This window comes from Pseudomonas sp. UF-293 (assembly GCF_058245595.1).
Genome location: NZ_JBSICA010000030.1, coordinates 20,551 through 47,421 on the forward strand (window position 1 = coordinate 20,551; position 26,871 = coordinate 47,421).

The following is a 26,871-nucleotide window of genomic DNA, read 5'->3' on the forward strand; positions in this document are numbered from 1 at the left end:
GTGTCGCGACCTCAGCCGCGCTCACCTTGCAGCCATTGCAACTGGACTTCGTGCTGACCGCGATCGTCGGTGACGAAGATCGTGCCTTCGCTGATCATCACGTCCCACTTGATGACGCGGGGCATGTCTTTGGCCAGGGTCTCCAGCACTTCTTGCGGAACGGCGGCGATGTTGACGTTTTTCAGGTTCTTGATCGCCGGGATCACTTTGGTTTCCCAGACACGCAGGCTGCCGTAGGCCAGCAGGCTGGTGCGTTCGGTGCGGCGCGAGCACCAGGTCAGGCGATCGACATCCGGCTGGCCGACTTCGATCCAGTGCAGGACACGGTCATCCAGGCTCTTTTCCCACAAGGCCGGTTCATCCACGTCTGACAGACCACGGCCGAACGACAGCTGCTCGTTGTACCAGAGCGCGTAGGCCAGCAGCCGCACGGTCATGCGTTCTTCGGTTTCCGAAGGATGACGGGCGATGGTCTGCTTGACGCTCTCGTAGACGCTGCGGTCGAGGTCGGTGAGGTTCAGTTCGAATTTGTAGGTAGTGGACGGCTGTGCCATGAACGGGCTTCTTGATACGAGGAAAGTCGGCAAGTCTAACCGATGCCACAGGCAATCATCGAATTGATGGCAATCCAGCTGCGGCGTCTGACAGCCGGCTATGTTAAAACCCTGTATCCGTTCAGCCTTGTCCTACAGGATTTCGCATGCCGTTCACCAGCAAACCGCTCTCGGGTCTGAAAGTCATTGAATTGGGTACGCTGATCGCCGGGCCGTTTGCCTCGCGCATTTGCGGCGAATTCGGCGCCGAGGTGATCAAGATCGAATCGCCGGACGGCGGCGATCCCCTGCGCAAGTGGCGCAAATTGTACGAAGGCACCTCATTGTGGTGGTTCGTCCAGGCGCGCAACAAGAAGTCGCTGACCCTCAATCTGAAACACCCTGACGGTTTGGCGATCCTGAAACAGCTGTTGGGCGAAGCCGACATCCTCATCGAGAATTTCCGCCCCGGCGTTCTGGAGAAACTCGGTCTGAGCTGGGAAACCCTGCACGCACTGAACCCGAAACTGGTGATGGTGCGCCTGTCCGGTTTCGGTCAGACCGGGCCAATGAAGGACCAGCCGGGTTTCGGCGCGGTCGGCGAATCCATGGGCGGTCTGCGTTACATCACCGGCTTCGAAGACCGCCCACCGGTGCGCACCGGGATCTCCATCGGCGATTCGATTGCCGCGCTGTGGGGCGTGATCGGTGCGCTGATGGCGCTGCGTCATCGCGAGGTCAACGGCGGACTGGGCCAAGTCGTCGACGTTGCGCTGTACGAAGCCATTTTCGCGATGATGGAAAGCATGGTGCCGGAGTTCGACGTCTTCGGTTTCATCCGCGAGCGCAGCGGCAACATCATGCCGGGCATCACGCCCTCTTCGATCCACACCAGCGCCGACGGCAAGCATGTACAGATCGGTGCCAATGGTGACGCGATCTTCAAACGCTTCATGCTCGTGATCGGCCGCGAAGATCTTGCCAACGACCCGCTGCTGGCCAGTAATGACGGGCGTGACAGCCGCCGCGACGAGCTGTATGGCGTGATTGATCGCTGGGTCAATTCGCTGCCGCTGCAGACTGTTCTCGACTTGCTCAATCAGGCCGACGTACCGGTCAGCCGGATCTTCAGCGCAGAGGATATGTTCAACGATCCGCAATACCTGGCGCGGGAAATGTTCCTGCATGCCAAGCTGCCGGACGGCAAGGATTTCAAAATGCCCGGCATCGTGCCGAAACTTTCCGAAACCCCAGGTTCATCCGAATGGGTCGGACCGCAGTTGGGCGAACACAATGCGCAGGTGCTTGGCGATCTGGGCTACGACGCGGCGCAAATCGCCCGGCTGCGCGAAGACGGAGCCATTTGAGCACGACTGCGCGGTTTGATCATCGAGCAATAAACCGCGCAATGAGCAAACGCCAGGCAAAAAGAAACCCCGAGAAGTGGGGAGACGACTCGGGGTTAAACGTGGTCTGCTTCGAGACCCGTAGCAGCAAGCGACAAGCACCGGAGCACAATGCTTGATCCTGCTGTTATGGGGTCTGACTGACAGGGATGCAGGAAGGTTCCCACAAAAAATATTTCATCTTTACAGGGCCGGACGCTTGTCCAGAGCCGCATTGCGCAACGCCGCGATGACGCAAGGTTCCAGCCGTCCTTCGGCGATCATCACGTCGCGGTGCAGGCCGTCCACCACATCGGTCAGCAAGCGCTTGTCGCTCAACTGGGCCTGATTGAATTCGCGTTCCACCACAATGGCGCCGCTGCTGTTCTTCAGCGTCACCAGACATTCACCATGGCTGCCGCGAGGGGTCAGCGTCACCTGATACGGGCTCAGAGCCTCACCGAGCAATAGACTGATACTTTCCATCTCGATCTCCACTCAATAGTCCGAAAACACAGTGCCTGGGGCGTGTTCACATTAAATGACCACCGGCCCGAGAAGAAAGTTCTGCCTGTCGCGCCCCAATCTCATGGGGCTGCGTCTGACAGAGCATGCACGGTGAAGATGACAGAAAAATAACCGCCGGCTTCAGGCCTCGATGAGTTCCTGCGGAGTGATCAGATAGCTGTCCAGCAGCCCCCTCATCAACACTGCCGAGACCGGCGTTTGCAGACGCCCCAGCAGACGCAGGCGTTGCTGGCGGAGCACTGGTTCCAGATCACTCAATAGGCTCTGCGCGACCGAGCCCAGCAGAATCAGCGCACGCGCCTCATGGTGGGCGGCCAAATGGTGAATCAGGGCCAGGCCATCCCCTCCCTTGAGTTGCGGATCGCAAATAGCAATATCGACCGCACCGCGGTGCCCCAGGGAACACAAGGCTGACGCCAGCGAAGGCGCGGTCAAGACGTCATAGATGCCGATGGCATTGAGCATTTGATGCAATGCCATCAGTTGGAACGGGTTGGGTTCAAGAATCAAAACTTTAAGCGAGCGCATGGGCGACCTCTGGAGCGATCATCGCGGACTCTCACCGCAGTTATCGGTCACTCTAGGGCAGGCGTCTTAAGCCTCCCATCAGAAAAGTAGCCGCGTCTTGCAGGACATTTCCCTTCTTTACTGCAGACAACGACACCCGCTCTCGGTCCGGCGCTGGGTGATGTCGGTCCAGCCGCCCAACAAGCCGCGTAATTTGCCGTCGCCGCTGTAAAAAGGCACGGTCCACTGATAGACCTCTCGAGGCCCGCCATTAAATAGCAACTGGCGCTTGCTGAAGCGCGACTTGCGGGTTTGCAACTGGGCAATGAACTCGTCGTGCAGCATCCGCGCGGTGGCTTCGGGAAATGCGTCAACCTCGATCAGCAACCGCCCCTGCATCTGATCCAGGCGCACCGACAGCGCTTCTTCGTAACTGCGGTTGCAGATGATCAGACGCCCCTGCATATCGCGCACGAATACAGGGTCCGGCATGGAATCGATCAGAGCATGCTGAAAGGCCAGTTGATCACCCAGTTCCTTTTCCGCTTTACAGCGCAACTTGATCACCGCCGCCAGGCGTCTGTTCCATACCAACGACAGTATTCCGAAAACGCCGATCCCCCCCATCGCCCAGCATGCCCACTCGACCAGCCGCTCCCAGATGGACGGCACGGGTGGCGGCGAAACGCCTTCGAGCCATTTGAGACGGATCGCTCGCAGTTCAGCGGCCGGGAAAGCTTCCAGCGCTTTGTTGAGAATACTCAGCAGCTGCGGCATGCCTTTTCGCACAGCCAGATGATCGGCTTCCCACTTGCCTTCTACCAGCCCGCCGACCTTGAGCATGCCCAACGGATAAAGCTGCGCGCCGATCTCGTTTTCGATGGTCGCATAGGCTTCGCCGCTTTCCACCAACGCTCGCGCTTCGGCGTAGGTCTTTACCGAACGAATTTGAATCGACGGATAATCGCGCCGAATCACATCCTCCAGGGCATGGCGGGCGGGTAGCACCACAACGCGTCTGGCCAGCTGTTCGAAAGATTCCACCCTTGGGGTATTGGCATGTCCGACAAAAACCCAGCCGGCCCCTCCGAAAGCATGACTGAAATCCAGGAAGGTCTTGCGATCATCACTCATGGCCAACGTCGTACTGATGTCCGCGACCCCGCTTTGCAGACGTGCGAGCATATGATCGGTGGAGAACGACTCCTGATGCTCGAATTGCAGCCCCGTCATTGCACTGACGCGCTTGAGCACATCGTTGTTCAGACCGCTCCATTGGCCGTGTTCGTCCTGAAACAGGTACAGCGGATATTGCACCGATGCCACCGTCACTCTGGGGTTGTCGCGGATCCATTGCCGCTCTTGCGCATCCAGCTCGACAGCCGGCACATTGACCGACGCATTGGCCTGATCGAGTGCCATCTGCGCCGCCACGCCGCTGTGCACCCATCCCAGCACCGCCAACAAAAACAACCAGCCCAGTGCCGGTTTCAAACCTCTGTAAAACAGCATAGCCATTTCCTTCGTGATCGACTCACCCGTCCTTCGTGGGTGAAAACCCGAGCAGTGTGGCAGCAGAAACAAAAAAGCCCGTCAGGAGACGGGCTTCAAAATGTGACAGCGCTGGCAGGCTTACAGTGGCATGCCGCGGTTGCCATGCTGACTGACAAAGGCTTGCACGGCTTTCAGGTCATTTGGCAGAACGGTGCAGCGCTCGTTTCGCTCAAACAAATCAGAAAGATGTGCAGGTAGTTCGAGCGCTTTTCCTACACCCGCTTTCTCCACTGCCTCGGGAAACTTGACGGGGTGGGCAGTGCCCAGAATGACCATCGGAATGTCCAGACTGCGACGGCAATCACGCGCGGCCTTCACGCCGATGGCGGTGTGCGGATCAAGGACTTCACCGCTCTGCTCGTAGACTTCGGCAATGGTTTCGCAGGTCTGCGCATCGTCCACCGCCAGCGAGTCGAACAGTTTACGCGCTTCGGTCCAGCGCTCTTGTTCGACGCTGAAGCTGCCATCCTTTTTGAACGAGTCCATCAGGCCGGCAATCGCCGCACCGTTACGACCGTGCAGGTCGAACAGCAGGCGCTCGAAGTTCGACGAAACCATAATGTCCATCGATGGCGACAGCGTTGCGTGCAGGGTTTCCTTGACGTACTGGTTGCCGCTCATGAAGCGGTGCAGGATGTCGTTGCGGTTGGTCGCGACGATCAACTGGTTGATCGGCAGGCCCATGTTGCGCGCCAGGTAACCGGCGAAAATGTCGCCGAAGTTGCCGGTCGGCACCGAGAACGACACCGAACGCGCCGGACCGCCCAACTGCAGGGCCGCGTGGAAGTAGTAAACGATCTGGGCCATGATCCGCGCCCAGTTGATCGAGTTCACCGCCACCAGACGCGTGCCTTTGAGGAAGCTCTGGTCGGCGAAGCTGTTCTTGACCATTTCCTGGCAGTCATCGAAGTTGCCTTCGATGGCGATGTTGTGGATGTTCTCGCCGAAGATCGTCGTCATCTGCCGACGCTGCACTTCCGATACACGCTGATGCGGGTGCAGGATGAAGATGTCGACGTTTTCACAGTGCTTGCAGCCTTCGATGGCTGCCGAACCGGTATCACCGGAGGTGGCACCGACAATCACCACGCGCTCGCCGCGCTTTTCCAGCACGTAATCGAGCAGACGACCGAGCAGTTGCAGGGCGAAGTCCTTGAACGCCAGGGTCGGGCCGTGGAACAGTTCCAGCACCCATTCATTACCGTTCAACTGACGCAATGGCGCCACGGCGCTGTGGGCGAACACACCGTAGGTTTCTTCGAGGATCTTCTTGAAATCGGCATCCGGGATGCTGCCGGTAACGAACGGGCGCATCACCCGGAAGGCCAGTTCGTGATACGGCAGGCCAGCCCAGGAAGCGATCTCTTCCTGAGTGAAACGTGGCAGGTTTTCCGGGACGTACAGACCGCCATCGGTCGCCAGACCGGCCAGCAGGACCTCTTCGAAATTCAGGGCCGGGGCCTGGCCGCGAGTACTGATATATCGCATTTTTTTCAAACCTTCGGTTTGAGCTGCAAGCTGCAAGCTGCAAGTCGCAAGTAAAAGCCAGACTGCTTCTCTCTTGCCGCTTGCAGCTCGAAGCTTGCCGCTGCTTTAGTTCAAATGTTCGACACGGATCCGTACAACCGGGCCGTCGACGCCAGCCAGTGCTTCCAGCGCGGTGATCGCATCATTTATGCGCTGCTCGACCACGCGGTGGGTCAGCAGGATCATCGGCACCAGGCCGTCATGCTCTTCGACTTCCTTCTGCATGATCGATTCGATATTGATGCCGCGCTCCGACAGGATGCTCGCCACTTGAGCCAGTACGCCCGGATGATCCTTGGCGTGAATGCGCAGGTAGTAAGCGCTTTCGCAGGCTTCGATCGGCAGGATCGGATGCGCCGACAACGAGTCCGGCTGGAAGGCCAGGTGCGGCACACGGTTTTCCGGGTCGGATGTCATGGCGCGAACCACGTCGACCAGGTCGGCGATCACCGACGAAGCGGTCGGCTCCATGCCAGCGCCGGCACCGTAGAACAGCGTCGAACCGGCGGCGTCACCGTTGACCATCACTGCGTTCATCACGCCGTTGACGTTGGCGATCAGGCGATCAGCCGGAATCAGCGTCGGGTGCACGCGCAACTCGATGCCAGCGTCAGTGCTGCGCGCCACACCGAGGTGTTTGATGCGATAGCCCAGCGCTTCGGCATAGTTGACGTCGGCGGTGGTCAGTTTGGTGATGCCTTCGGTGTAAGCCTTGTCGAACTGCAGCGGAATACCGAAGGCAATCGACGCCAGAATGGTCAACTTGTGCGCGGCATCGATGCCTTCGACGTCGAAAGTCGGGTCGGCTTCGGCATAACCCAGCGCCTGCGCTTCGGCGAGCACGTCTTCGAACGTACGGCCCTTCTCACGCATTTCGGTGAGGATGAAGTTGCCGGTGCCGTTGATGATGCCCGCGACCCAGTTGATGCGGTTGGCGGACAGGCCTTCGCGGATCGCCTTGATCACCGGAATGCCACCGGCGACCGCCGCTTCGAATGCCACGATCACGCCTTTCTCGCGTGCCTTGGCGAAAATCTCATTACCGTGAACGGCTATCAGCGCCTTGTTCGCGGTGACCACATGCTTGCCATTCTCGATGGCCTTGAGTACCAGCTCGCGGGCAACGGTGTAGCCGCCCATCAGCTCTATGACGATGTCGATCTCAGGGTTCGTGGCCACTTCGAAGACATCGTTGGTAATCGCAATACCGGTCGTCTGGAACTGAGGCTTTGGCGTGCGCGTGGCAATTTGTGCCACTTCGATTCCACGCCCGGCACGACGAGCAATTTCCTCGGCGTTGCGCTGAAGTACGTTGAAGGTACCGCCACCGACGGTCCCTAACCCACAGATGCCTACTTTGACCGGATTCACTGTGAACTCCCCATGAAACGGCCGACACAGGGTCGGCCGGAAAACAACCGCGTGCTCGCGGCTCTCTGTTGATGGCCCGGCGCTGTTGCTGCCGGACCACGATCGTCATCGGTTGCCCGAGACGATGCGAATTACTTCGCGCCCAGCGCCAGTTTGGCGACTTGTGGCGCCGGCTGGTAGCCCGGAATGACCTGGCCGTCGGCCAAAACGATGGCCGGTGTGCCATTCACGCCGATCGACTGACCGAGGGCGAATTGCTTGGAAACCGGGTTATCGCACTTGGCGGCCTTGATTTCCTTGCCATCGACCATTTTGTCCATGGCGGCTTTCTTGTCTTTCGAGCACCACACCGCTTGCAGCTGTTCGTCACCCGGGGAATTCAGGCCCTGGCGCGGGAACGCCACGTAGCGCACTTCAATGCCGCGCTTGTTCAGCTCGGGCACTTCGGCATGCAGTTTGTGGCAGTACGGGCAGGTGGTGTCGGTGAACACGGTGATGTGCGATTTGGTCTCGCCCACGGCCGGGTAGACCACGGTTTCGGCCACCGGAATGGCATTGATCAGTTTGGAAATGCCCAGGCGTTCGGTCTTTTCGGTCAGGTTGACCGGTTTGCCGTTCGCGAGCTGATACAGGTTGCCCTGGACGATGTACTGGCCATCGGCGCTGGCGTAAAGCACGCGGCTGCCTTTGAGTTTGACTTCGTACATGCCAGGCAACGGACTGGCGCTGATGCTCTCGACCGGAACCTCGAGTTCGAGTTTTTCCAGGCTTTGACGAATGGCTTTGTCGGCCGCGTCATCGGCGACGGCAAAGGTGCTCACCAGCGCGATAGCGGCGGCAGCGAAAATCTGGGTCAGACGCATGAGTACTCCTGAGGGCGGGCCAATGAAACGATCAGAACGCCCGTGCGAAACACCGGGTCATAACCGTCCATCGTGCAAACCGGCAAAGCCTAACACATAAGGTCGCGAGGGCCGAATGCGCCTGTCGCCACGTATTCGGGACGACATGATTCCCTGTAGGAGCGAGCCTGCTCGCGAAGAGGCCGGCACATCCAGATTGAGTGTTGCCTGACACACCGCTTTCGCGAGCAGACTCGCTCCCACAGGGGGTAGTGTTCAGCCGCGAGGATGGTGTTTGGCGTGCAGATCCTGCAACCTGGCGCGGGCGACATGGGTGTAAATCTGCGTGGTGGACAGGTCGCTGTGCCCGAGCAGCATCTGCACCACGCGCAAGTCCGCACCATGGTTGAGCAGGTGCGTGGCGAACGCGTGACGCAAGGTGTGCGGCGACAGCGACTTGCTGATACCGGCGACCTTGGCCTGATGCTTGATCCGATGCCAGAACGTCTGCCGGGTCATCTGCTCGCCGCGCTGGCTGGGGAACAGCACATCGCTGGGGCGGCCGCCGAGCAACTCGCCACGACCATCACGCATATAACGCTCAACCCAGACAATCGCCTCCTCGCCCATCGGCACCAGACGCTCCTTGCTGCCCTTGCCCATCACCCGCAAGACGCCCTGGCGCAGGTTGACCTGCTCCAGCGTCAGGCTGATCAGTTCGGTCACGCGCAGGCCACAGGCATACAGCACTTCCAGCATCGCCCGGTCGCGCAGGCCGATGGCCTCGCTCAGGTCCGGCGCCTTGAGCAGCGCTTCGACATCGGCTTCCGACAGCGATTTGGGCAACGGCCGGCCCAGTTGCGGCATGTCGACTCGCAACGTCGGGTCGACGCTGATCAGTTTTTCCCGCAACAGATAGCGATAAAAGCCACGCACCCCGGAGAGAAATCTCGCGGTCGAGCGCGGCTTGTAGTTTTGCTCCAGCCGCCACGCGAGGTGATCAAGGATCAACTCGCGACCGGCATTGATCAATTCGAGATTCTTCTCCTGCAACCAGCCGTTGAACAGCGCGAGGTCGCTGCGATAGGCGTCGCGGGTGTTGTCGGACAGGCCTTTTTCCAGCCATAAAGCGTCGAGGAATTGATCAATCAGCGGATGGTCGATGGCAGGCATGGGTGCTCGGGGCAGGCAGTTTTTCACACTGCGCGCAAATAGACAGTGAACGACGGGAATGGCCGCTAGTCTTTCATAGCCAGCCAGATCAAGGAACAGGGAGCATCAATGAACGAGCAGCAAATTCTCTTGGCATTTGGCGGGATCGGCGCGGCGGCGCTGGGTTGTCAGTGGCTGGCATGGCGCCTGAAGCTGCCGGCCATTCTGTTTCTGCTGCTGACCGGCATTCTGGCCGGCCCGCTGCTGGGTTGGCTCGACCCGCAGGAAATGTTCGGCCCGTTGCTGATGCCATTGGTGTCGCTGGCAGTGGCGCTGATCCTGTTCGAGGGCAGCCTGACTCTGCACCTGTCGGAATGGAAAGAGATCGGCAGCGTCGTTCATCGACTGGTGACCCTCGGTGCGATTTCGACCTGGATCGTCATCGCGGTCGCCACGCATTTTCTGCTCGGTTTCGACTGGATGCTGGCGATTCTGTTTGGCAGCCTGACACTGGTCACCGGTCCGACCGTGATCGTGCCGATGCTGCGGGTGGTGCGGCCAAAAGCCTCGATCGCCAACATCCTGCGCTGGGAAGGCATCGTCATCGATCCGATCGGCGCTCTGCTCGCGGTCGTGGTGTACAGCTTCATCATCGCCAGCGCTGAAGGCCACGGCCTCAAGCAAAGCCTCTTCACCTTCGGCGGGGTGATTCTCTGCGGCGCCTTGTTTGGTGTCGTCGGTGGTTGGCTGCTGGGGACGGTGATCCGCCGTCAGTGGCTGCCGGAATACTTGCATAACCTGGCCTCGCTGGCAGCGGTGCTGGCGATTTTCATCTGCGCCAACCAAGTGATGCACGAGTCCGGCTTGCTGGCGGTGACGCTGATGGGCATGTGGCTGGCCAACATGAAAGGCGTGGACGTGCGGCACATCCTGCACTTCAAGGAAAACCTCAGCGTGTTGCTGATTTCCGGACTGTTCATCCTGCTCGCGGCGCGCCTGGACCTGGACGCTTTGATCGGTCTGGGACCGCTGGTGTTGATCCTGCTGCTGGTGATCCAGCTGATCGCCCGCCCACTGAATGTTTTGCTCAGCACCGCCGGTTCCAGTCTCAGCTGGCGCGAACGAGCGTTGCTGTGCTGGATCGCGCCACGCGGGATCGTCGCTGCGGCTGTCTCGGCGATTTTCGCCATTCGTCTGGATGAATCCGGACATGAAGGCGCCCTGCTGCTGGTGCCGCTGACCTTCGCGGTAATCATCGGCACCGTGGTTTTGCAAAGCGCAACGGCGCGACCGCTGGCACGGCTGTTAAAGGTCGCCGAACCGGCGCCGAGCGGTTTTCTGATCGTTGGAGCCAACGGCCCGGCCCGCGAACTGGGCAAGTCGCTGCAGCAACTGGGCAGCCGCGTCCTGCTGACCGATTCGAGCTGGGAGAATATCCGCGCGGCACGCATGGAAGGCTTGCCGACTTATTTCGGCAACCCGGCGTCGCAGCATGCGGACGCGCATCTGGACCTGGTGGGGTTGGGGCATTTGCTGGCGCTGTCACCGTCGGGCGAGCTGAACACATTGGCGGCGATGCGCTTTCGTCATGACTTCGGTCATCAGCGCCTGTTCGGGCTGGCCAGCGGCCATGAAAGCCGCCGCAGCGACAAGCACCGCGCAAGCCTGGAACACCGGGGCAATCAATTGGGCAGTGAGGCACTGACCTATTCGAAACTGGCCGGCCAGATGGGCCAGGGAGCGGAGCTTTACAGCACGACGTTGACGGACGGCTTCGGCTGGGAGGATTACCAAGCGCTGCACGGCAATCGCGCGACGCTGCTGTTCATGCGTGATGACAGCGGTTGGGTGCATGTGGTGACGCCGGAAACGGCGTTGAAGCCGGGGGCGGGGTGGACGTTGCTGGCGTTGATTCAACCGGAAGGTTCCAGCGCCTGACGGATCGATTCGCGAGCAGGCTCGCTCCCACATTCGGACCCCTGTGGGAGCGGGCCTGCTCGCGAAGGCGGCGACTCGGTCACGAATAGACTGTAGATCTTTGCCGCACAAATCCCGGGCAACAAAAAAGCAGCCCGTAGGCTGCTTTTTTCTGCATCGGAAGCTGGGCTTAAGCCAGTTTTTCCTTGATGCGAGCTGCTTTACCCGACAGGTCACGCAGGTAGTACAGCTTGGCTTTACGTACGTCACCGCGACGTTTGACAGCCATGCTGTCGATCTGCGGGGAGTAGGTCTGGAAAGTACGTTCTACGCCAACACCGTTGGAGATTTTACGAACGGTGAACGCACTGTTCACGCCGCGGTTACGCTTGGCGATTACAACGCCTTCGAACGCTTGCAGACGGGAACGATCGCCTTCCTTCACTTTCACCTGAACGACAATAGTGTCGCCTGGGGCGAAGGTAGGGATTTCTTTGGTCATCTGCTCTGCTTCGAGTGCAAGGATGATTTTGTTGGTCATGCTGTGCTCCTAAGGTAAATCGTTCGATCTACCATCGATACGTTGTTAACTATCGTCCCGCTCGCGGATGTATTCCTCGAGCAGCTTCTTCTCTTCTCCAGAAAGCGAGCGGCTTTCCAGAAGATCGGCGCGTCGTTCATAGGTCCTACCAAGGGACTGCTGTAAACGCCAACGCCGGATATGCGCGTGATTGCCACTTAGCAACACGTCGGGAACACGCTGATCCGCATACACCTCCGGTCGGGTGTAGTGCGGGCAATCCAGCAGACCATCCGTAAAGGAATCTTCCTCAGCGGAATCCGCATGCCCTAAAGCTCCAGGCAGCAGTCGTGTAACCGCATCGATCAGGACCATGGCCGGCAGCTCACCGCCAGACAGTACATAGTCGCCAATCGACCACTCTTCATCGACATGAGCCTCAATAAAGCGCTCGTCAATGCCTTCGTAGCGGCCGGCAATCAGGATCAATGCATCCGATTGTGCCAGCTCGCGTACCGCCGACTGAGTCAGTTGACGGCCTTGGGGGGACAGGTAAATCACCTTCGCCGCCTCCCCGGCTGCTGCCTTGGCCTGAGCCAGCGCATCTTCCAGGGGCTTGATCTTCATCACCATGCCCGGACCACCGCCAAACGGGCGATCGTCCACAGTGTGATGCCGATCCGTCGTGTAATCTCGCGGATTCCAACAGGTCAGCTGCAAGAGCCCCTGTTTGACCGCACGACTGGTGATGCCGTAATCGCCAATGGCGGAAAACATCTCGGGAAACAAACTGATCACTTCTACGCGCAAGTTAGCCACGTTCAGAAGTCCGCGTCCCAATCCACCTTCATCTCGCCCGCTGCCAGGTCGACGGCCAACACGCATTGCTCCGTATAGGGCAACAGGCGTTCGCGATCATCCAGGCTGCCAGCGCAAGGCTTGACGACCATTACATCATTGGCGCCGGTTTCCAGAAGATGATCGATTTTCCCGAGCAGTTGCCCAAGGGTGTCGATGACCTTCAGACCTTCCAGCTGGTACCAGTAGTACTCGCCTTCGGTCAATTCAGCGAACAGGTTGCGCGGCACGCAGATCTCATAACCGGCCAGAAGACGAGCTTCTTCACGATCATCGAGACCCTTGAGCTTGGCGACCAGGAACTTGTCGCTCCCGCGTCCACTGACCAGCTCGACCTGTTTGACATTGCCTTCGCGCTTGAGCGTCCAGGTTTTGTACTGCAACAGGTTTTCAGTCGGATCAGTAAAGGAATAAACCTTCACTTCGCCGCGAACGCCATGAACAGAATAAATTTTGCCAATAACGATCAAATCATCGGCAGGGGCTGGCGTCGCGTTCATATTGCTCAGGCCGCAGCCTTGGCAGATTCCTTCAACAACTGAGCAACGCGCTCAGAAGGTTGTGCACCAACGCTCAGCCAGTAGGCAACGCGCTCTTGGTTCACGGACAGACGGATTTCCTGACCACGGGCAACAGGGTTGAAGAAACCAACCTGTTCTTTGTGGGAGCCGTCACGCGGGTTACGCGAGTCGGTTACGGTCAGGTGGTAAAACGGGCGCTTTTTGGAGCCGCCAAGGGCAAGACGGATTGTTAGCATGTGAACATCGTTCCTGTAGTCGGTGCTGCAAATCTAAATGCACAGCGGGCATGGGTGCCCGAAAGGCCGCATATTCTAAGGAATATCCGGACTTTTGCAAATGCCTTTTTCCGGCGCCCATGGCATGCCGTGCAGATTTGCATAGAGAGCCGTCATTAAAAACGGCCAGTCAGCTCCCGCCGAGTGCGGGTTTGCTGTTTGATCCTGCGTCCTTGCAGGGTCTGCGCCGGTGCGACGACCGGCGAAGTCTTAGTGTCCTGACTTACATTTTCGGCATGCCGCCGCCGGGCAACATACCGCCCATGCCGCGCATCATTTTTGCCATACCGCCCTTGGCGGTGAATTTCTTCATCATCTTCTGCATCTGCTTGTGCTGCTTGATCAAGCGGCCGATGTCCTGCACCTGCGTGCCGGAGCCCATGGCGATCCGGCGCTTGCGCGAACCGCTGATCAGCTCAGGGTCGCGGCGCTCGGCCGGGGTCATGGAATTGATGATGGCTTCCATCTGCTTGAACTGCTTCTCTGCGGCGTTCTGGGCATTGCCCATCTGCGACAGGTTGACGCCGCCGATGCTCGGCAGTTTGTCCATGAGCCCGCCGAGGCCGCCCATGTTCTTCATTTGTTGCAGCTGATCGCGGAAGTCTTCGAGGTCGAAGCCCTTGCCCTTTTTCAGCTTCTTGGCCAGTTTGTCGGCCTTGTCCTTGTCCAGCGTCGCTTCAGCTTGTTCGATCAGGCTGAGCACGTCGCCCATGCCGAGGATCCGCGAAGCAATACGCTCAGGGTGGAACGGATCTAGCGCTTCGCTCTTCTCGCCCATACCGATGAACTTGATCGGCTTGCCGGTGATGGCGCGCACCGACAGTGCGGCACCGCCACGAGCGTCGCCGTCGACCTTGGTCAGGATCACACCGGTCAGCGGCAACGCATCACCGAAGGCCTTGGCCGTGTTGGCGGCGTCCTGACCGGTCATGGCGTCGACCACGAACAGGGTTTCGACCGGGTTGATCGCGGCGTGCAGCGCCTTGATCTCGCCCATCATCTCTTCGTCGATGTGCAGACGACCGGCGGTATCGACGATGACCACGTCGATGAATTTCAGTTTTGCTTCTTTAATAGCCGCATTGGCGATGTCGACCGGCTTCTGGCTCAGGTCGGACGGGAAGAACGTCACGCCGATGTCGTTGGCCAGGGTTTCCAGCTGCTTGATCGCCGCTGGACGGTAGATGTCCGCCGAGACGACCATGACCGACTTCTTCTTGCGCTCTTTAAGGAAGCGCGCCAGTTTGCCGGCGGTGGTGGTTTTACCCGCGCCCTGCAGACCGGCCATCAGAATCACGGCTGGCGGAACGGCACTCAGGTTGAGGTCTTCGTTGGCCGCGCCCATCAGGCTTTCAAGTTCGGCCTGGACGATCTTCACGAACGCCTGGCCCGGCGTCAGGCTGCGCGACACCTCGGTGCCGACAGCGCGCTCCTTGACCGAATTGACGAAGTCCTTGACCACCGGCAATGCGACGTCAGCTTCGAGCAACGCCATGCGCACTTCACGCAGGGTGTCTTTGATATTGTCCTCGGTCAGCTTCGCCTTGCCGGTGACATGGCGCAGCGTCTGCGAGAGACGGTCGGTTAAGTTTTCAAACATTGCGCGATCCTTTCAGGCCCTGTACGAACCGGGATAATGGCGGCCCAGACCGGAATCAACATGTGCTCGGCGAGCCTGCGGCGTGGGCAGGTCGCGGATTATAGCGAAGACTGCGGCCGGCGGACACCTCGCCGTCAGCTTGCGGAGTCTTTCGTGCCGTGGCGGTTCTATGCCAAACTCAGCGCCTTTCGGGCTCGCCTAACAGGATTTATGCTCCCCTTGTCACCCAGTTTGCTGACCACCCTCGCCGCCGCCCTGCTCTATGCCGCTGCGACCGTCTATCAAAGTACTCGCCTGGCCACCGGCGCCAAGGCGAACAAGCGCCTGCTGGTCAGCCTCGGCGTGTTCGCCGTGCTCGCCCACGGCGCCAGCCTGCTCACGCATCTATTGACCCCGATCGGCCTCGGCCTGGACTTCTTCAGCGCATCGAGCCTGATCGCTGCGGCGGTGATTGCCCTGACCTTGCTGGCCTGCTCGCGGATCCCGGTGGAAAACCTGCTGGTGCTGCTGTTCCCGCTGGGTGCGATCACGGTATTACTGGCGCAGTTCGCGCCGACCGGCACGGTGCAGATCATCGACGAAGAGCCGGGCATCCTCGCGCACATTCTATTGTCGATCCTCGCCTACGGCATGTTCACCATCGCCGTATTCCAGGCGTTGCTGCTGCTGGTTCAGGACCATCAGCTCAAGCACAAGCACCCGTCCGGGCTGATCAAGAACTTCCCGCCCCTGCAAACCATGGAAAGCCTGCTGTTCGGCTTTCTCTGGGCCGGCTGGACGCTGCTGTCGCTGTCGCTGATTTCCGGCTGGCTGTTCGTCGAGAACCTGTTTGCCCAGCATCTGGTGCACAAGACCCTGCTGGCCTGCCTGGCATGGATCGTCTTCAGCGTGCTGCTGTGGGGCCGCAACCGTCTGGGCTGGCGCGGCCACAAGGCGATTCGCTGGACCCTCGCCGGTTTCTGCCTGCTGATGCTGGCGTACTTCGGCAGCAAACTGGTTCGTGAATACATCCTGCACATCTGACGGGCGGCATAAATGGACGGTTTGCCCATAGGGCCGATGCTCGCGGTATTTGTCCTGCTGATTTTATGGTCGGGGCTGTTTACCGCCGTCGAAATCGCGCAGCAGCACCTGCTTGCGCAACGTATCGCCTCGCGCGCCAGCGACAAACCGCTGGCGAAGCTGAGCTTCCCGCTCGACAGCCTGATCCTCTGCAATACCTTGTGCCGCGCCCTCGCAGTGATCATCGCGACGCTGCTGGCGATTTTTCTCTGCGAAGAAAACGGCCCGTGGGCGGCCTGCCTTGGCGCCGGTGCCATCCTGCTGGTGTTCGCCGATTATTTCCCGCGCACCGTGGCCCGGCGCTATCCCGACGCCGTGCTGACGTTCGGCAACGCCCTGCTGGGCGTGCCGATGAAGATCGTCTATCCGTTTGCCTGGCTGTTCAGCCGGGTCAGCGCTTTGTTGATGACGCCATTCACGCGCAAGGCTCAGGTGGTGCAACAGAGCGAGGACGAGTTGCCGGCCGATCACGATGATGATCCCGAACATCCCGTGCGCAGCCACCCGGTGTCGGGCATCCATGCGCTGGACAACATCACGGTTAACGACATTCTGGTGCCGCGCAGTGACGTCGACGGCATCAACCTCGACGATTCGATCGAAGAGATCATCGAGCAACTGCGCGAGAACAAGCGCACGCGTCTGCCGGTGTTTCACAGCGACATCAATCAGGTCGAAGCGGTGCTCAACACCCGCCAGATCGGCCATTTGCTCAGCAACGGCGGATTGACCCGCGAGGCGCTGCTGGCCGCCAGCTACGAGCCCTACTTCGTCCCGGAAAGCACGCCGTTGCAACTGCAGCTGCTGAATTTCCACAAGCAGCAGCGGCGCTTGGGCATGGTCGTCGATGAATACGGCGAAGTGCTGGGCATCGTCACCCTTGAAGACATTCTCGAAGAGATCGTCGGCGAATTCGAAAGCGAGCACAGCCTCGACAATCCGCACATTCATCCCCAGGCCGACGGGCGTATGGTCATTGATGGCGCCGCGTCGATCCGTGACCTGAACAAGTGCCTGGGCTGGCACCTGCCGAGCGACGGGCCGAAGACGCTCAATGGTCTGGTCACCGAAGCGCTGGAAACCATTCCGGAAAGCGCGGTGTGCCTGAAGATCGGCCGTTATCGACTGGAAATCCTCGAGACCGAGGAGAACCGGGTGAGTAAGGTGTTGATCTGGCATACCTCTTCTGCTCCTGCTTTGGTGCCCGCCAGATAAAAGATCGAAAGATCAAAAGATCGCAGCCTTCGGCAGCTCCTACCCTGCGATCTTTTGCGCTTGTTTGATCGTTAGCCCCCTTCCTATAATCGAGGCGCTTACCCAAGCGCCGTCGATCCCTGTGCCTACCCGGCACTGCCCGGATCCTGACTGTTTCCGCTGCAAACCGACGACTGTTCCTACTCGAAACAGCGCTCGCGCCCTACCCCACATCCCTGGGTGTTCGACCATAATAATTCGCTCCACTGGAGCTCATGACTGTCAGGGATCACCGCATGACGACCCATACCGCTTACAGCGAAACCGCGCCTGCCCAGCCGACCAATTCCGCCACCCGCGTGGCCACGGCAAGCTTTATCGGCACCGCTATCGAGTTCTACGACTTCTACGTTTATGCCACTGCTGCGGCGCTGGTGATCGGGCCGGTGTTCTTTCCGCAGACCTCCGGCACGGCGCAGATGCTTTCGGCATTTCTGACTTTCGGCATTGCTTTCCTCGCCCGGCCACTGGGTTCGGCACTGTTTGGCCACTTCGGCGACCGCATCGGGCGCAAGTCGACGCTGGTCGCCTCGCTGCTGTTGATGGGCGTGTGCACCACCTTGATTGGCGTGTTGCCGGGCTACGACAGCATTGGGGCCTGGGCGCCGATTCTCCTGTGTGTGCTGCGTTTCGGTCAGGGCCTGGGCCTTGGCGGCGAATGGGGCGGCGCAGCGCTGCTGGCCACGGAAAACGCACCGAAGGGCAAGCGCGCGTGGTTCGGCATGTTCCCGCAGCTCGGGCCATCGATTGGTTTTCTTGCAGCCAACGGCCTGTTCCTGACTCTGGCGATGACGCTGGATGACGAACAGTTCCGCAGCTGGGGCTGGCGTATTCCGTTTCTGCTCAGCGCGGCGCTGGTGATGGTCGGTCTGTATGTGCGCCTCAAATTGCATGAAACGCCAGTGTTCGCCAATGCGATCGCCCGTCAGGAGCGAGTGAAAGTGCCGCTGGTCGAGTTGTTCAGCCAATACTGGGCGCCGACCTTGCTCGGTGCGGCGGCGATGGTGGTCTGCTATGCGCTGTTCTATATCTCGACGGTGTTTTCCCTGAGCTACGGCGTATCGACGCTGGGCTACAGTCGCGAAACGTTCTTGGGCCTGCTGTGCTTTGCCGTGTTGTTCATGGCCGCAGCGACGCCTTTGTCGGCCTGGGCCAGCGACCGTTACGGGCGCAAACCGGTGCTGATCATCGGTGGCGTGCTGGCGATTCTGTCCGGTTTTCTCATGGAGCCATTGCTGACGCAGGGCTCGACCTGGGGCGTGGCGCTGTTTCTGTGCATCGAGTTGTTTTTGATGGGCGTGACATTCGCACCGATGGGCGCGCTGCTGCCTGAGCTGTTTCCGACCCACGTGCGTTATACCGGCGCTTCAGCGGCGTACAACCTCGGCGGCATCGTCGGAGCCTCGGCGGCGCCGTTCTTTGCGCAGAAACTGGTGGCGATGGGTGGCTTGAGCTATGTCGGCGGGTATGTATCAGCGGCGGCGGTGTTGAGTCTGATTGCGGTGCTGTGCTTGAAGGAGACGCGCAATAACGATCTGAATCGGGTTGCCTGACAGAAGATCAAGAGCTTCGCGAGCAGGCTCGCTCCCACAGGGTTTTGGGATTGGTCACAGATTCTGTGTTCACCCAATCCCATGTGGGAGCGAGCCTGCTCGCGAATAGCTGCTGCGCCCCGCTTTTACAGCTCTACAACAACCGCCTGCGACGCACGAGTCGCCTTGGCACGCGCGGCCTCGATCGACTCATCCCGCGCCAGTGCCACGCCCATGCGGCGCTGACCATTCACTTCTGGCTTACCGAACAAGCGCAGCGCTGTGTCCGGCTCGCTCAGCGCAGCGCCCAGGTTGGCGAATGCGGTCTGGGTCGACTGCCCTTCCACCAGAATCACCGCCGACGCCGATGGCCCGAACTGACGGATCAGCGGTACCGGCAGGCCGAGAATGGCGCGGGCGTGCAGAGCGAACTGCGACAGGTCCTGGGAAATCAGCGTGACCAGACCGGTGTCATGCGGACGTGGCGAGACTTCGCTGAACCACACCTGATCGCCTTTGATGAACAGCTCCACGCCGAACAGACCACGGCCACCCAGCGCTTCAGTGACTGCTTTGGCAACGCGCTCGGATTCAGCCAGAGCAATCGGGCTCATGGCCTGTGGCTGCCAGGATTCCTGATAGTCGCCCTTCTCTTGACGGTGGCCGACCGGTGCGCAGAACGTGGTGCCGCCAATGTGGCGCACGGTCAGCAGGGTGATTTCGTAGTCAAAGTCGATAAAGCCTTCGATGATCACCCGACCTTTGCCGGCGCGACCGCCCTCTTGCGCGTAATCCCAGGCTTTTTGCACGTCATCGGCGCTGCGCAGCAGGCTCTGGCCCTTGCCCGACGAACTCATCACCGGCTTGACCACGCATGGGAAACCCAGGTCCTGGACGGCTTTGTTGTAGTCCTCGAAGGTGTCGGCGAAATGGTACGGCGAGGTCGGCAGGTCCAGCTCTTCGGCAGCCAGACGACGGATGCCTTCGCGGTTCATGGTCAGTTGCGCAGCGCGCGCGGTAGGGATCACGGTGAAGCCTTCGGCTTCCAGCTCGACCAGCGTGGCGGTGGCGATGGCTTCGATTTCCGGCACGATGAAGTGCGGCTTCTCGGCTTCGATCACTGCACGCAACGCAGCGCCGTCGAGCATGTTGATCACGTGGCTGCGATGGGCGACTTGCATGGCCGGCGCGTTGGCGTAGCGGTCGACGGCAATCACTTCAACGCCCAGGCGCTGCAGTTCGATTACCACTTCCTTGCCCAACTCACCACAGCCACACAGCAATACGCGGGTCGCGGTTGGCGACAATGGAGTTCCGATACGGGTCATCTCAGGTCCTCAAAGGAAGCGGATCATCGAGGAAAGCCACGCAGGTGCGCTTTCCATGGGGAGAAAGCGCGGCATTTTACATGAACCCGAGGGTTTGGCTTCAGCTGGCGACAGCCTGTTTGCGATCCCGCCAGGCCATGATCAGCCAGACGGCGGTGACGCCGGCGAACTTGGAGGCCAGCGCGGTGATAATTACCGGCGGCGTCAAGGCATCGATCATGCCGAAAAAAATGAAGGTATCCAGCGGAATGCTCAGCGCCGAACTGATCCACAGACGGTCGCGCAATGGCCGTTTGGTAATGCTGAACACCAGCCAGTCGATGCATTCGGAGACCGCGAACGCCGTGGCGCTGGCCAGCGCAATGGAAGGGTCGGACGTGATGTAGGAGAGCACCAGCGCCGCCAGCATCGCCACGATCGCGCCATGACCGAAGCGCGTTTGCACCATGTCGCGCAGCACGAACACCAGGCCGCCCCATGCGGACCAGATGATGTCCAGGTGCGGCGCGGTGGAAAAGGCGAAGTTGATCAGCACGACGCTGCTGATGTAGGCGATGAGGAAGATCATGGAGGCGGCCTGTCGATTTGGCGCACAGGTTACTTGAGTGCCCTGAAAAGCAAAAGATCGCAGCCTTCGGCAGCTCCTACATTTGGAATGCGTTCCCATGTAGGAGCTGCCGAAGGCTGCGATCTTTTGATCTATTGGCTCGGCGTCTTGGCAATCATCCAGACTAATCCACTCGCCTTCGCCCGTTCATGACACAACCCCAGCACCACCCGGCGCTCGTCATTGTTCATGCGGCCCCAGCGGGTGATCTCCGCGACCGTGCGCTGGCACCCGGTGCAAACATCATCCTCATCCAGCGCGCAGATATTCACGCACGGCGAGGCGACTGGTCGTTCAACAGTCGTCATTGTTCCTGCTCGAACAGATCGCGGGCGTACCGCTGCGAGTTATGCACATAGTGCGCGGCGCTGGCTTCGAGCATCTTTTTCTGCGCCTCGGTCAGTTCACGCACAACCTTGCCCGGCGAGCCCATCACCAGCGAACCGTCGGGAATTTCCTTGCCTTCGCCGATCAGCGAACTGGCGCCGATGATGCAGTTCTTGCCGATCTTCGCGCCGTTGAGAATCACCGCGTTGATACCGATCAGGCTGTAATCGCCGACCGTGCAGCCGTGGAGCATGGCGTTGTGGCCGATGGTCACCCCGGTGCCGATGGTCAGCGGGTAGCCCATGTCGGTGTGCATTACCGTGCCGTCCTGCACGTTGCTGTTCTTGCCGATGAGGATCAGTTCGTTGTCGCCGCGCAATACGGCGTTGAACCAGACGTTGGCGCCCTCTTCCAGGAGGACCTTGCCCACCAGCACGGCATTAGGCGCGACCCAGCTCTGTGGATGGGTTTCGACACGGGCGTCGCCCAGGCGGTATTTCATTTTGTTTTCCTCGGGCTCACGGCCGTTCGATGACGGCTCAGGTATCGATAAAGCTTTTCGGCGGTCGGTGCAGGCTGATTCTGGCGTCATAGAGCAGGTTGATCAACTCGACGATCATGATCGCCGTCAGGCCCCAGATCTTGTACTCGCCGAAGCGATAGCTCGGCACGTACCAACTGCGGCCCTGATAGTCGATGCGATGGGTGTGCTCGCGCGGGTCCTTGCGGAAGAACTCCAGCGGCACGCTGAAGACAGCGGCGATCTCGGCATCATTGGGCTGGTATTCGACAAAGTCGGGAATCACTCCGACATACGGCGTTACCTTGATGCCGTGCAGGGAGATCAGTGGACTCAGCGGGCCGATGACTTCGACCAGGCCCGGCGGCAGGCCGATCTCTTCCTCGGCTTCGCGCAGCGCGGTGAATATGAGGTCCGGGTCTTCCGGGTCGCGGCGCCCTCCGGGGAAGGCAACTTCGCCGCCATGGGTCGAAAGCCCGCTGGCGCGCAGGGTCAGGACCAGTTCCGGTTCGTCACTGCGGGTGATCGGCACCAGCACGGCGGCTTCGGGGAAACGTGCGTCGGTCTCCAGCGTGCGCGGTGTGTGGTTGCTTACCCTATGCAGTAGCTCGTCCAGCATGAGTGTTCTCGATCGGTGCCTTGCTCCGCATCATGCACCAATCAAAGCGAGCGCCCAAGCCCCCGAAACCGGCCGTGTCGCGAAACGACAACTTGCCGACCGGCCCCGCTGCACGCCAAGATAGGCGCAGCATTCAGGAACCCGAGCATGAAATTTTGCAGCCACTGCGGTAACCCGGTCACCCAGCGCATTCCCGAAGGCGACTCGCGGCTGCGATTTGTCTGCGACAGCTGTCAGACCATTCACTACCAGAATCCCAATATCGTCGCCGGTTGCGTGCCGACCTGGGGGACGAAAGTGCTGCTCTGCCGCCGCGCCATCGAGCCGCGCCTCGGTTACTGGACACTGCCTGCCGGTTTCATGGAAAACGGCGAGACCATCGAGCAGGCCGCCGTGCGTGAAACCGCCGAAGAAGCCTGCGCCCGGGTGCGCAACCTGAGCATTTACACGCTGATCGACGTGCCGCACATCAGCCAGGTGCATGTGTTTTTCCGCGCCGAACTGGCCGACCTGGAGTTTGCGGCCGGGCCCGAAAGCCTCGAAGTACAGCTGTTCGACGAAGCCGATATCCCTTGGGACGAGCTGGCTTTCCGCACGGTCGGGCGTACCTTAGAATGCTTCTTCGCTGATCGGCGCGTCGAGAAGTATCCGGTTCGTTCGGAATCGATTCCGCCGTTGGTGCAGCCGGTCGTTGTCGGCTAGAAGATCAAAAGATCGCAGCCTTCGGCAGCTCCTACCTAAAACCTGATTGCGTCACTCCCTGGGGAATCGTTTCAATGCGCTGGTTGCTTGCCCTGTTCTGCCTGTCGTTCGTCAGCGTTTCGCAAGCGTCATTCGTGACCACCGTGACGCCGTCCAATACTCCACTGATCGAAAAAGTCCTGGTACTCAAATCGGCCCACCAACTACAGCTGATTGCCGATGGCAAGCCGCTGAAGACCTATCGCATTTCCTTGGGCAAGGGCGCGAAGAAAGGCCCGAAACTGATCGAGGGCGACAAACGCACACCCGAAGGTTTCTATTGGATCGACTGGCGCAAGACCAGCGAGAAATTCAACCTGTCGATGCACATCTCCTACCCGAACATCAGCGACGCCGCCCGCGCTCGCCGTGAAGGTGTCGAGCCCGGCGGCATGATCATGATCCACGGCACCCCGGACTCGGCAGACAACCCGGAGCAGTTGTTCCACACCCTCGACTGGACCGATGGCTGCATCGCCATGCGCAACGTCGACATGCGTGAAGTGTGGAATCTGGTACCGGACGGCACGATGATCGAGATTCGCCCGTAACCTCGACCGCTGGTCACCGCAAAAAAAATAAATCAAAAGATCGCAGCCTTCGGCAGCTCCTACAGGGTTGATACCACTTCCCACTGTAGAAGCTGCCGAAGGCTGCGATCTTTTGCTTTTCAACGTCCACCACTAATACCACTTAAGACCACCACCCCCTGAAGCCCCGATATTCGCGGGTTACAAGCTATTTACCTGCGTTGACATGGTATTCAAGTGGTATTAGTTTTCGCTCCACAAGCGAGCCACAACAATCCTATACTCGCGACGGAAACGACCTACATGAACGACCTCCAGACCCTACGTCCCGACGATTCCCAGCCGACGCCACTGTACTTGCAACTGGCGCGCAATCTGGAAGCGGCGATTCATGCCGGGCAGTGGAAGGCCGAACAGGCGATGCCGTCCGAGCGCAGCCTCAGCGACCAGCTCGGCATTTCCCGGGTCACCGCACGCAAGGCGTTGGAAGTCTTGCTCGACCAAGGCCTGATCCGCCGCCTGCAAGGCTCGGGCACGTTCATCACCCCCCGTCTGGAACAACCGCTGTCGCGTCTTTCCGGCTTCAGCGAAATGCTGCGCCTGAAAGGTTTCGTGCCGAGCTCGAAATGGCTGGAGCGGGACATCACCCTGCCAAACCACGAAGAACTGATCCGCCTCGGCCTGTCGCCGAACGACAAGGTGGCGCGCATGAAGCGCCTGCGCAAAGCCGATGACACGGTCATGGCGATCGAGATGAGCACCCTGCCCGCGTCGATCATGCCCAAGCCGCAAGCGGTGGGCGATTCGCTTTACGAATACCTCGACGGCATTGGCAAACCGATCGTCCGCGCCCTGCAGCACATCCAGGCGATCAACGCCTCTGACGAATTCGCCGCACTGGTCGGCATCGCCCCCGGTACCGCCATGCTGCTGATGACCCGGGTCGGCTATCTGGAAGACAACACGCCGATCGAAGTCACCGACACCTATTGCCGCAACGACTACTACGACTTTGTTGCAGAGCTTCGTAGATAAAAAGCTGCGCCGCTGAGAGCGGCCCCAAGCGAGAACCGAAATGTCCGAAGACAACATCCTCACCGCCAGCGGCTGGGTTCGCGGCCGGCTGATTCACGAACACGGCAAGATCGTGTCGATCGAAGGCGTGCCCTGCGATCCGGCGGCTAACGAGCTGCCCTATCTGCTGCCGGGTTTCATCGACCTGCATGTGCATGGCGGCGGCGGCAAAGACATTATGGAAGGCGCCGAAGCCTTCGAGACCATCAGCAAAACCCACGTGCGCTTTGGCACTACTTCGCTGCTGGCCACGACCATGACTGCGCCGAGCGCGGAGATTTCCAGCGTCCTCAAAGAGGTCGGAGAATTCTGCGAACAGCGTCCGAAAGGCGCCGCGCGAGTGCTTGGCGTGCACCTTGAAGGCCCCTACATCAACCCGGGAAAACTCGGCGCGCAACCGAACTTCGCTCACACCGCGTTGATGGCCGAAGTTGAAGAGTATCTGGCGCTGGCGCCGATCCGCGTCATCACCATTGCCCCGGAAATCGCCGGTCACGATGCATTGATTCGCGAGCTGAGCAGCCGTGGCATCCGCATGCAGATCGGCCACACCCTCGGCAGCTACGAGGAAGGCGTCGCTGCGCTGGCTGCCGGTGCCAGCAGTTTCACCCACCTCTATAACGCCATGAGCCCGCTGCATCACCGCGAGCCGGGCATCGTCGGCGCGGCGCTGGCCCACGCCAAATACGCCGAGCTGATTCCCGATCTGCTGCACGTGCACCCCGGCGCCATTCGCGTGGCGCTGCGTTCGATCCCGTGCCTGTATTGCGTCACCGATTCGACCGCCGCCGCCGGCATGCCCGACGGTGAATACAAGCTCGGCAGCCACACCGTGACCAAATGCCTGGGCGGCGTGCGTCTGCCCGACGGCACGCTGGCCGGCAGCACGCTGACCATGGATCAGGCCCTGCGCAATCTGGTGAAGATCGGTTTGCCGATCAGCGAAGCCTCGCAGCGTCTGTCGCAATTTCCCGCCGACTACCTCGGCATCACCGAACGCGGGCGCCTTGCCCCCGGCGCCTGGGCCGACTGCGTGCGGCTCGATCGCTCACTCACACTGACCGCCGTCATGGTCGAAGGAGAAGACATTGACTTCAAAAATGCTTGAAGAGGCGCTGTCCTCGTTCCAGGCCGTGCAAGCGCAACTGCAACAGCTCGACGCGCCAATGATCGAGATCGCCGGGCGCCTGCGCCGGCAGCCGCCGCAAGTGGCGATGACCGTCGCCCGTGGCAGCTCCGACCACGCGGCGAGCTACTTCGCCTACCTGACCATGCAGCAACTGGGCGTGCCGGTGGCCTCGTTGCCAATGTCCGTGGTGACCATGCAGCAGGCGCCACTGAAAGTCAGCGGTCAGGTCGCCTTTGCGTTTTCGCAGTCGGGGCAGAGCCCGGATCTGGTCAACAGCCTGCGCCTGTTGCGCAAGCGTGGCGCGCTGAGCGTGTCGATGGTCAACGCAGCCGATTCGCCACTGGAAGCGGCCTGTGAATTCAGCCTGCCGCTGCTCGCCGGCACGGAAAGCAGCGTCGCCGCGACCAAGAGTTTTATCGCCACCCTCAGCGCCAGCGCGCGTTTGATCGCGCACTGGAAAGAGGACAGCGAATTGCTGCAGGCCCACGATGCGCTGCCAGAAGGCCTGCGCGAAGCGGCGAAACAGGACTGGAGCGTGGCCATCGAAGCCCTGCGCGATTGCGAGCGCCTGATGGTGATCGGCCGTGGCGCCGGTTTCGCGATTGCCCAGGAAGCGGCGCTGAAATTCAAGGAAACCTCGGCGATTCAGGCCGAAGCGTTCAGCAGCGCCGAAGTCCGTCACGGCCCGATGGCACTGATCGACGAACACTATCCGCTGCTGGTTTTCGCCCCACGCGGCGCCGAGCAGGCCGGCCTGCTGAGTCTGGCGGCGGAAATGCGCCAGCGCGGCGCCCGCGTTTTGCTCGCCGCGCCGGATGACGTCAGCGAACGCGACCTGACCCTGAGCCGCGCCGAACACCCGGCCCTCGACCCGATTCTGGCGATCCAGAGCTTTTACGTTATGGCTGCAGGTCTGGCCGTGGCGCGGGGCATGGACCCGGATCAGCCGCGCCATTTGAGCAAAGTGACCCGCACCCACTGATAGCCGTTGACGGATGTACTCCGTGTAGGAGCTGCCGCAGGCTGCGATCTTTTGATTTTTGACGTAGCGAAAAAAC

General features: G+C 60.3%; 28 protein-coding genes. 10 read left to right on the plus strand and 18 right to left on the minus strand.

The window, feature by feature from the left end; translation table 11 throughout:
- Nucleotides 1-11: 11 nt before the first annotated feature.
- Nucleotides 12-554 (minus strand): YaeQ family protein, encoded by a 543-nt coding sequence (locus AC4IHP_RS23300; protein WP_083366913.1) that lies wholly within the window; start codon nt 552-554, stop codon nt 12-14.
- A gap of 146 nt (nt 555-700) precedes the next feature.
- Between AC4IHP_RS23300 and AC4IHP_RS23305 the strand changes: the two genes are divergently transcribed.
- Entirely contained in the window at nt 701-1,900 is a 1,200-nt protein-coding gene (locus AC4IHP_RS23305; protein WP_024011725.1) for a CaiB/BaiF CoA transferase family protein, read from the plus strand.
- A 222-nt stretch (nt 1,901-2,122) separates the two neighbouring features.
- Here AC4IHP_RS23305 and AC4IHP_RS23310 read toward each other — a convergent pair whose 3' ends face one another.
- From AC4IHP_RS23310 to xerD, 7 genes are all read right to left on the minus strand, one after another.
- A complete protein-coding gene (locus AC4IHP_RS23310) occupies nt 2,123-2,404 on the minus strand; it encodes a DUF3509 domain-containing protein (RefSeq protein WP_016771530.1) in 282 nt (93 codons plus the stop codon).
- Nucleotides 2,405-2,566: 162 nt separating this feature from the next.
- Complete coding sequence (locus AC4IHP_RS23315) at nt 2,567-2,974, minus strand: response regulator (RefSeq protein WP_460124339.1); 408 nt, start codon at nt 2,972-2,974, stop codon at nt 2,567-2,569.
- Nucleotides 2,975-3,091: 117 nt separating this feature from the next.
- Nucleotides 3,092-4,465 (minus strand): transporter substrate-binding domain-containing protein, encoded by a 1,374-nt coding sequence (locus AC4IHP_RS23320; RefSeq protein WP_460124336.1) that lies wholly within the window; start codon nt 4,463-4,465, stop codon nt 3,092-3,094.
- A 120-nt stretch (nt 4,466-4,585) separates the two neighbouring features.
- The gene (gene thrC / locus AC4IHP_RS23325; RefSeq protein ID WP_490832869.1) at nt 4,586-5,995 is read right to left on the minus strand and encodes a threonine synthase; all 1,410 of its coding nucleotides are present in this window, start codon (nt 5,993-5,995) and stop codon (nt 4,586-4,588) included.
- A gap of 105 nt (nt 5,996-6,100) precedes the next feature.
- Entirely contained in the window at nt 6,101-7,405 is a 1,305-nt protein-coding gene (locus AC4IHP_RS23330) for a homoserine dehydrogenase (RefSeq protein ID WP_024011722.1), read from the minus strand.
- 131 nt (nt 7,406-7,536) lie between these two features.
- Nucleotides 7,537-8,268, minus strand: coding sequence for a bifunctional protein-disulfide isomerase/oxidoreductase DsbC (gene dsbC / locus AC4IHP_RS23335; protein WP_016771534.1), 732 nt, complete (start codon nt 8,266-8,268; stop codon nt 7,537-7,539).
- A gap of 255 nt (nt 8,269-8,523) precedes the next feature.
- A complete protein-coding gene (gene xerD, locus AC4IHP_RS23340) occupies nt 8,524-9,420 on the minus strand; it encodes a site-specific tyrosine recombinase XerD (protein ID WP_490832870.1) in 897 nt (298 codons plus the stop codon).
- 108 nt (nt 9,421-9,528) lie between these two features.
- Here xerD and AC4IHP_RS23345 point away from each other — a divergent pair, with 108 nt between their 5' ends.
- Nucleotides 9,529-11,337: a cation:proton antiporter gene (locus AC4IHP_RS23345; RefSeq protein WP_490832871.1), complete on the plus strand. Its 1,809-nt coding sequence runs from the start codon at nt 9,529-9,531 to the stop codon at nt 11,335-11,337.
- Between the two features lie 169 nt (nt 11,338-11,506).
- Here AC4IHP_RS23345 and rplS read toward each other — a convergent pair whose 3' ends face one another.
- The 5 genes from rplS to ffh form a co-directional block, all read right to left on the minus strand.
- A complete protein-coding gene (gene rplS, locus AC4IHP_RS23350; RefSeq protein ID WP_003175895.1) occupies nt 11,507-11,857 on the minus strand; it encodes a 50S ribosomal protein L19 in 351 nt (116 codons plus the stop codon).
- A gap of 45 nt (nt 11,858-11,902) precedes the next feature.
- Complete coding sequence (gene trmD, locus AC4IHP_RS23355; RefSeq protein ID WP_038860625.1) at nt 11,903-12,655, minus strand: tRNA (guanosine(37)-N1)-methyltransferase TrmD; 753 nt, start codon at nt 12,653-12,655, stop codon at nt 11,903-11,905.
- A gap of 2 nt (nt 12,656-12,657) precedes the next feature.
- Nucleotides 12,658-13,194 (minus strand): ribosome maturation factor RimM, encoded by a 537-nt coding sequence (rimM, locus tag AC4IHP_RS23360; protein ID WP_101159360.1) that lies wholly within the window; start codon nt 13,192-13,194, stop codon nt 12,658-12,660.
- 5 nt (nt 13,195-13,199) lie between these two features.
- Nucleotides 13,200-13,451: a 30S ribosomal protein S16 gene (rpsP, locus tag AC4IHP_RS23365; RefSeq protein WP_003185073.1), complete on the minus strand. Its 252-nt coding sequence runs from the start codon at nt 13,449-13,451 to the stop codon at nt 13,200-13,202.
- Between the two features lie 262 nt (nt 13,452-13,713).
- Nucleotides 13,714-15,090 carry a signal recognition particle protein gene (ffh, locus tag AC4IHP_RS23370; protein WP_007967791.1) on the minus strand — a complete coding sequence of 459 codons (1,377 nt, stop codon included), beginning with the start codon at nt 15,088-15,090 and terminating at the stop codon, nt 13,714-13,716.
- Between the two features lie 210 nt (nt 15,091-15,300).
- On the opposite strand from ffh, the gene AC4IHP_RS23375 reads away from it, so the two are divergent.
- The 3 genes from AC4IHP_RS23375 (at nt 15,301) to AC4IHP_RS23385 (ending at nt 18,959) form a co-directional block, all read left to right on the plus strand.
- Entirely contained in the window at nt 15,301-16,113 is an 813-nt protein-coding gene (locus tag AC4IHP_RS23375; protein WP_016771539.1) for a cytochrome C assembly family protein, read from the plus strand.
- Nucleotides 16,114-16,125: 12 nt separating this feature from the next.
- Nucleotides 16,126-17,367 (plus strand): transporter associated domain-containing protein, encoded by a 1,242-nt coding sequence (locus tag AC4IHP_RS23380; RefSeq protein WP_490832872.1) that lies wholly within the window; start codon nt 16,126-16,128, stop codon nt 17,365-17,367.
- 275 nt (nt 17,368-17,642) lie between these two features.
- Nucleotides 17,643-18,959: an MFS transporter gene (locus tag AC4IHP_RS23385; RefSeq protein WP_110600209.1), complete on the plus strand. Its 1,317-nt coding sequence runs from the start codon at nt 17,643-17,645 to the stop codon at nt 18,957-18,959.
- A 125-nt stretch (nt 18,960-19,084) separates the two neighbouring features.
- Here AC4IHP_RS23385 and purT read toward each other — a convergent pair whose 3' ends face one another.
- The 5 genes from purT to AC4IHP_RS23410 form a co-directional block, all read right to left on the minus strand.
- A complete protein-coding gene (purT, locus tag AC4IHP_RS23390; RefSeq protein WP_490832873.1) occupies nt 19,085-20,266 on the minus strand; it encodes a formate-dependent phosphoribosylglycinamide formyltransferase in 1,182 nt (393 codons plus the stop codon).
- Nucleotides 20,267-20,366: 100 nt separating this feature from the next.
- Nucleotides 20,367-20,834, minus strand: a complete 468-nt coding sequence (locus tag AC4IHP_RS23395; protein ID WP_016771544.1) for a VUT family protein — start codon at nt 20,832-20,834, stop codon at nt 20,367-20,369.
- Between the two features lie 131 nt (nt 20,835-20,965).
- Nucleotides 20,966-21,181 (minus strand): DUF1289 domain-containing protein, encoded by a 216-nt coding sequence (locus AC4IHP_RS23400; protein WP_460124315.1) that lies wholly within the window; start codon nt 21,179-21,181, stop codon nt 20,966-20,968.
- Entirely contained in the window at nt 21,178-21,702 is a 525-nt protein-coding gene (locus AC4IHP_RS23405; protein WP_490832874.1) for a gamma carbonic anhydrase family protein, read from the minus strand. Before AC4IHP_RS23405 ends, AC4IHP_RS23400 begins: the two co-directional genes overlap by 4 nt.
- Nucleotides 21,703-21,739: 37 nt before the next feature.
- Nucleotides 21,740-22,339: a CoA pyrophosphatase gene (locus tag AC4IHP_RS23410; protein ID WP_039759145.1), complete on the minus strand. Its 600-nt coding sequence runs from the start codon at nt 22,337-22,339 to the stop codon at nt 21,740-21,742.
- A gap of 147 nt (nt 22,340-22,486) precedes the next feature.
- On the opposite strand from AC4IHP_RS23410, the gene AC4IHP_RS23415 reads away from it, so the two are divergent.
- The 5 genes from AC4IHP_RS23415 (at nt 22,487) to AC4IHP_RS23435 (ending at nt 26,795) form a co-directional block, all read left to right on the plus strand.
- Nucleotides 22,487-23,041, plus strand: coding sequence for an NUDIX hydrolase (locus AC4IHP_RS23415; protein WP_460124306.1), 555 nt, complete (start codon nt 22,487-22,489; stop codon nt 23,039-23,041).
- 74 nt (nt 23,042-23,115) lie between these two features.
- A complete protein-coding gene (locus tag AC4IHP_RS23420) occupies nt 23,116-23,631 on the plus strand; it encodes a L,D-transpeptidase family protein (RefSeq protein ID WP_217852193.1) in 516 nt (171 codons plus the stop codon).
- A 282-nt stretch (nt 23,632-23,913) separates the two neighbouring features.
- Nucleotides 23,914-24,645 carry a GntR family transcriptional regulator gene (locus AC4IHP_RS23425; RefSeq protein WP_490832875.1) on the plus strand — a complete coding sequence of 244 codons (732 nt, stop codon included), beginning with the start codon at nt 23,914-23,916 and terminating at the stop codon, nt 24,643-24,645.
- 40 nt (nt 24,646-24,685) lie between these two features.
- A complete protein-coding gene (gene nagA / locus AC4IHP_RS23430) occupies nt 24,686-25,792 on the plus strand; it encodes an N-acetylglucosamine-6-phosphate deacetylase (protein ID WP_490832876.1) in 1,107 nt (368 codons plus the stop codon).
- The gene (locus AC4IHP_RS23435) at nt 25,773-26,795 is read left to right on the plus strand and encodes an SIS domain-containing protein (RefSeq protein ID WP_490832877.1); all 1,023 of its coding nucleotides are present in this window, start codon (nt 25,773-25,775) and stop codon (nt 26,793-26,795) included. The genes nagA and AC4IHP_RS23435 overlap by 20 nt, the downstream gene beginning before the upstream one ends.
- The last annotated feature ends 76 nt before the right edge of the window (nt 26,796-26,871 follow it).